Annotated in this window: 6 protein-coding genes; 1 reads left to right on the top strand and 5 read right to left on the bottom strand. The window is 44.3% G+C overall.

Translation table 11 applies throughout. The features are described 5' to 3' along the window. Positions 1-81: 81 nt before the first annotated feature. From prfC to AB4167_RS14750, 5 genes are all read right to left on the bottom strand, one after another. On the bottom strand, positions 82-1,662 hold the full coding sequence (gene prfC, locus AB4167_RS14770) for a peptide chain release factor 3 (RefSeq protein ID WP_017059244.1): 1,581 nt from the start codon (positions 1,660-1,662) through the stop codon (positions 82-84). A gap of 172 nt (positions 1,663-1,834) precedes the next feature. After that, positions 1,835-2,290: a ribosomal protein S18-alanine N-acetyltransferase gene (gene rimI / locus AB4167_RS14765; protein WP_017063281.1), complete on the bottom strand. Its 456-nt coding sequence runs from the start codon at positions 2,288-2,290 to the stop codon at positions 1,835-1,837. Further along, positions 2,283-2,681, bottom strand: a complete 399-nt coding sequence (locus tag AB4167_RS14760) for a DNA polymerase III subunit psi (protein ID WP_017063280.1) — start codon at positions 2,679-2,681, stop codon at positions 2,283-2,285. Before AB4167_RS14760 ends, rimI begins: the two co-directional genes overlap by 8 nt. Before the next feature lie 198 nt (positions 2,682-2,879). Further along, positions 2,880-3,383: a GNAT family N-acetyltransferase gene (locus AB4167_RS14755; RefSeq protein ID WP_017063279.1), complete on the bottom strand. Its 504-nt coding sequence runs from the start codon at positions 3,381-3,383 to the stop codon at positions 2,880-2,882. Beyond that, positions 3,367-3,894, bottom strand: a complete 528-nt coding sequence (locus tag AB4167_RS14750; protein ID WP_170963063.1) for an SCP2 domain-containing protein — start codon at positions 3,892-3,894, stop codon at positions 3,367-3,369. The genes AB4167_RS14755 and AB4167_RS14750 overlap by 17 nt, the downstream gene beginning before the upstream one ends. Positions 3,895-4,152: 258 nt before the next feature. On the opposite strand from AB4167_RS14750, the gene AB4167_RS14745 reads away from it, so the two are divergent. Continuing rightward, entirely contained in the window at positions 4,153-6,192 is a 2,040-nt protein-coding gene (locus tag AB4167_RS14745) for a bifunctional diguanylate cyclase/phosphodiesterase (protein ID WP_017072096.1), read from the top strand. The last annotated feature ends 62 nt before the right edge of the window (positions 6,193-6,254 follow it).

Raw genomic sequence — 6,254 nt, 5'->3', positions numbered from 1 at the left:
GCGATGAACCACAAAAAAGCCGAATGCTAGAAGCAATTCGGCTTTAATATTATCCAACAATGTTATGTAGAACTGTCGCTATTAGTGCTCGCGCGTCGCTCGGAATTGAACTTCAGGGAAACGTTCAGAAGCTAAGTTCAAGTTCACCATAGTTGGTGCGATGTAAGACAGGTTGTCACCGCCATCTAGCGCTAGGTTAGATTGGTTCTTACGTTTGAATTCTTCAAGTTTCTTAGCGTCATCACATTCAACCCAACGAGCTGTTGCAACGTTAACACCTTCGTAGATAGCTTCTACGTTGTATTCCGCTTTCAAGCGCGCTACAACCACGTCGAACTGAAGGACACCAACCGCACCAACGATCAGGTCGTTGTTCTGCATAGGACGGAATACTTGTACTGCGCCCTCTTCTGAAAGCTGAACTAATCCTTTTAGAAGTTGCTTCTGCTTCAGTGGATCGCGTAGACGGATACGACGGAATAGCTCAGGTGCGAAGTTAGGAATACCAGCGAACTTAAGGCTCTCACCTTGAGTAAAGGTATCACCAATCTGGATAGTACCGTGGTTATGTAGACCGATAATATCACCCGCGTATGCTTTTTCAGCACGTGCACGGTCACCCGCCATAAAGGTTACCGCATCAGAGATACTTACACTCTTGCCTGTACGAACATGGTTCATCTTCATACCTTGGTTGTAAGTACCCGAAACGATACGCATGAATGCGATACGGTCACGGTGTTTAGGGTCCATGTTTGCTTGGATCTTAAATACGAAACCAGAGAACTTCTCTTCTGTCGCTTCAACATCACGCTCGTTCGCTTGACGCGTTTGAGGTGCTGGAGCCCATTTCGTTAGACCATCAAGCATGTGGTCAACACCAAAGTTACCCAATGCAGTACCGAAGTAAACCGGCGTTAGTTCACCCGCTAGGAATAATTCATGGTCAAACTCAGGACAAGCACCGATAACAAGCTCTAGCTCTTCACGTACGCTTTCCGCAAGATCAGCACCTACTGCTTCATCTAGCTCAGGGTTATCTAGACCTTTGATGATACGAACTTCTTGGATCTCGTGGCCGTGGCCAGATTCATACAAGATCGTTTCATCACGGTGAATGTGGTAAACACCTTTAAACTCTTTACCGCAACCAATTGGCCATGAGATTGGAGCACAAGCCATACCTAGCTCGCTTTCCACTTCATCAAGCACTTCCATCGGGTCACGAACATCACGGTCAAGTTTGTTCATAAACGTTACGATTGGAGTATCACGAAGACGTGTTACTTCCATCAGCTTACGAGTACGGTCTTCGACACCTTTAGCAGCATCGATAACCATCAAACAAGAATCAACCGCTGTTAGCGTACGGTACGTATCTTCCGAGAAATCTTCGTGTCCTGGAGTATCGAGTAGGTTTACTAGGCAATCATTGTATGGGAATTGCATTACCGACGTAGTTACCGAGATACCACGTTCTTTTTCCATCTCCATCCAGTCAGATTTAGCGTGCTGGTTAGAGCCACGGCCTTTTACGGTACCCGCTTTTTGAATCGCGTTTCCGAATAAAAGAACTTTTTCAGTAATCGTGGTTTTACCCGCATCCGGGTGAGAGATAATCGCAAACGTTCTACGTTTGCTCACTTCTTGTTGGAAAGACATAGTCGCCCTTTGCTGATCTAAAGCGTAAAAAGGGCAAGTAGATAATACTTGCCCTTGAATTCTGTGTGCGGATTATACAGAAAGCGTATCACTTTCTAAAGGGTCAGTTTACACCCTATTTTTTGGCTAATTTTGTGATTAGCTATCTAGTTAGCGAAAAGACGTAACATGACTAGCTAAAAGACATAAAAAGATAGCTCATAATGATGGCATCTTCGTTGCCTTGTTTAGTTGGATAGTAATTACGACGGCGATCAACTTCGTTGAAGCCTGCCTTTTCGTAAAGATTAAACGCGTTCACATTACTTTCGCGAACTTCTAGCCAAGCACTTTCCGCGTCAGCTTGCTCACACATATCAAGGAAATGTTCCGTTAACGCTTTTCCATACCCTTTGCCTTGCTGGCTTGGGTCTACCGCGATATTAAGCAATGTGACTTCGCCAACGATGTTTTGCGCGAAGAAATAGCCCACCACTTGTCCATCAACTTCAAGGACATGATGACAAGCGCCTCGGCTATCAAGATCTCGGATCATATTTTCAGACCAAGGGTGAGAATGCGCGGCCTGCTCGATCTTCCAAATGGCGTCTAGGTGTTGTTGTGAAGTCGGTAAAAATTGATTAGTCATAAGCACAAATTTGTTGCCATAAGTCGCGGCGGTGTTGGTTGTTACCGTTAATGTCAGACAGTAATGGCGATTGAAGTGTTTTAGCCTTCAGCTCTTGAGCCGACTCACAACCAGCAAACCATATCCACTCAACCGAACCTAAATCCACAGTAGACAAGTGTTGCGGTTGAAGGTGTAAAGCCTGAGATAAGTCGAGCTTGATACTTTTGAGTACTCGCTCAAACATCACGGCGAGATCTTCCTGAGGTTTTTCAGGCGAAACCAACAGTAACTTGCAATCGCTCGAGAGCGGAGTCAATTCAGATTCATAACCTGCTAAACGCTCTGGGTGACTTAGTTCCCATTGGCTAATGCCCATCTCATGTAGGTATTGCGCGTGTGTTTGTGACATATCTAGCGGTAGTAACCTTAAGTTTATTGGAGCCAAAGTTTATTGAAACCAGAAGTTTGTTAGAACTAGTTTTGTGAAAGCTGCCTCTATTGAAAGAGCGCTTATTAGAGCAGGGCTGATACTAACAAAAAATAAAGGAGCATCAAGCTCCTTTATTTAGACTAAATCAGTTTGTATCTTGTTGCGTGATAAATCAGCTTATAAGTCGTTGAACTCGGGGCTGTAAGCAATCTCACCAGCATGTCCAGCAAACGCACCGTTTACCAATTCAATCGCTTGGAAAGCACCTTCAGGCACATCCCAAACACAACTCAGGCCAAACTCGCTCGCAGCCTTGAAACCAAAGCGGCTGTAATAAGCAGGGTCACCCAACACAACGCAAGCTGGGTAACCAAAATCAACCAAAGTGGAAAACGCATCTTCAACTAGAGATTTGGCAATGCCTTGGTTGCGGAACTCTTCTTTCACAGCGAGAGGCGCAAGCCCTTGCCAGTTATGATCGTCGCCATCAAGAGTGATAGGGCTAAACATCAGGTGACCAACCACCTCGCCTTCATCAGAACAAGCCACCAGCGATAGCGTTAAATGGCTATTCTCACGCAAGCTCATAACCAAGTTAGCTTCTGCATCTGTTTCAAAAACAGATTTCAATAAACGATCAATGACAAGTATATCTGCCGGTGCTTCAGTTCGAATAAGCATTCATTACCTCACTTTGTGTATCTGGGGATTGTACTCCCTTCTGCACAAAATCAGCTAATTGATTTAACAAAGTTTTCATAGGAGTCGGCAATAAGTCCAAATCTACGCTATCCATCAAGTTTTTGACCTCTAAACCGAGCTCTGTATCACCTTCAATAGACAGTCGACGTTGGAAGAAAAGCGTATCTGGGTCTTCTTTACGTCCCGCAATCAACACAAGATCGTTAAGATTGCCGCTAAAGCTTACATCTTCAACCACGTCTTTATCAGCTACAACCAGTTGCTCATTTTTGTAGCTAATACACCAACTTAACCCCATGTCTTTTATTGAGACTTTCAGCCATTTGTCTTCTAAAAACTCAAAGTCACCGTCCTCTAAAGCTTCCTTGAATACATTCTTAAGCGCCTCCAATAAGGCTCTTTTTTGTACTGTTTTAGGCAATAACTGGACTGGAGATCGCAAAATTGATGCGGCATTTTGAACTAGTTGAGTGCGAATCTTGTTTATCACGTGACTTATCCGTAACTTTGTCAATAATATGGAATGCATCATAGATGATGTTGAGATCTCAGTTACTGTTATGTATCAAATTAACTTCTGTTTGATACTCGACCTTTAATATCCTGAAAATCACAGTTATAGTAACTCAGGTAATGAGAATTACAGCGGATCGCTGCACTCACAGGTAAATATCGATAGCCACACAAAAAGTAATAAATATTTATCGATAGTGAATATTCAAGCTCTTGGAGAATTGGTAGTACTTTGATGCCTCCCCAACAACTACAACATTGGTTTACCCAGCTAACTGCAAATAGTCCGTTCTTTTTTGCAGTACTTGATGCTCAACATAACTATTTTATGGTGAATGAGCGTTACTGCGATATTGCTGGTTTGAGTCAACCAGAGCTTGCAGGCATGAATGATCGCCAAACATTGGGCGAACAGTTCTACCAACATCTCAAGCCTTACTATGAGCGTGCATTCAGTGGCGAAACGATTGAGGCCGAAGTCACCCTCAACGAAACAGACCTCGATACCAGCCTTCATTTCAGCCTATCTCCGCTTACCAATGGCAACAAAACCGACTACATCGTCTTTCACGCCTTCGATACATCAGAAAACCAAGTACTTGTCCGTTCTTTAGAAGAATCCGAAGCCAAATTCCACAAACTATCTCAACTACTCCCTGACGGATTACTGCTCGTTGAAAGTGACTATATCTTGTCATCCAACCCAGCGGCAGCGCGCCTGCTTGGCTTTAACTCAACCACAGAGTTAATTGGCGAACAGCTGGGACGCCTATTTATCGATGAACAAACCAAAACAGTCTTCAATAATAACCTCAGCTCTATTATTTCTGAGTCTGGTTTGGTTTGCTTAACGGGTGCGCGATGCGGCTTTGAACGTAAGGTCCAGCTCAACATCGACTCCACCACCGTTCTTGGAAGCAACACTCAGCTGGTGCTTATTCAAGACGCACAAGAAACCGCAAAACAATACACACCAGCAAACAGTGAAGATGCCTACATAGATGCACTGACCAAACTCTACAATCGAGTTGGGTTTACTAAGCGTCTTGAGCAGTTCATTCACAACGATACGCCGGTGGTGATGCTCTACTTAGACATTGATAACTTTAAAAATATCAATGACTCACTTGGTCATCACATCGGTGACAAGGTGATTAAAGAGGTCGCTTCGCGTCTTAAACGCTTACTGCCTCGTAAGGCCGTGATTGGACATTTAGGCGGGGATGAGTTTGGTATTATCCTGCCAGAACCTGAACATCAGCGAACACCTGAAATGCTCGCTGAAAAGATCATATCTCTGATCAATCAACCCTTCGATCTTCACCACTTTAGCAAGCGCTTAGCCTGCTCAATTGGTAGCGTGAGTTTTCCTCAAGATGGTACTGATGCTCGTATCTTGCTGCAAAATGCAGACACAGCAATGTATGAAGCCAAAGATCGTGGGCGCAACCGTCTGATCAAGTTCAACGAACAGATGAACAAAGAAGCGCGCATGCGACTGTGGCTTGAGATAGAGCTACAAAAAGCGCTGCAACAGAATGGACTTGAGGTTTGGTATCAACCAAAAGTGAATGCCCGTGATTTCACCATCAACGGCGCTGAAGCTCTGGTACGTTGGAAGCATCCTGTCGAAGGTTATATCAGTCCTGCTGCGTTCATTCCTGTAGCGGAGCGAGCTGGTCTTATCGAACAACTTGGCCGAGTGGTAATGCGCGAAGTGTTTGCTACGGTTAAACGCTGGAAGATGCAAGGTATCCTTCCAGGTCGAGTGGCTATCAACCTTTCACCAGAACAGTTTGGTAACCCGAAACTGATTGATTACATGGAAAAGCTACTGCGTTCGACCGAGCTTGATCCAAGTGCGATTACGTTCGAGCTAACGGAAAGTGCGGTGATGAGTGATAGTGAACACACACTCCAAATGCTTAACGCCATCAAGAAACTTGGCTTTGCTCTCTCCATTGATGATTTTGGTACAGGTTACTCTTCACTGTCTTACCTTGCTCGCTTCCCAATTGATGAGCTTAAGATAGACCGTGCTTTCATCTCTGATATCGATACCCTACCAAAGCAAATCACCGTAATTGAAAACATCATCAACCTAGGTAAATCTCTCGATTTGACCGTGGTTGCTGAAGGTGTCGAAACCAGTGAGCAAGCGACTCTATTATCGAACCTCAACTGTAGTTCGATTCAAGGCTTCCACTTCTACCGTCCGCAACCAAAACAAGATGTCGAAGAGTTGTTTGCCCAAAACCGCCGTCATAAGAACTAATCAAGTACCTCATATTTAAACCAAGCCAACATGTAAAACGGTCACTCGTCAGTACCTCAAAC

The organism is Vibrio sp. 10N.286.49.E11 (assembly GCF_041469505.1).
GTDB lineage: Bacteria > Pseudomonadota > Gammaproteobacteria > Enterobacterales > Vibrionaceae > Vibrio > Vibrio crassostreae_C.
This window is presented reverse-complemented; position numbering and strand designations above follow the sequence as displayed.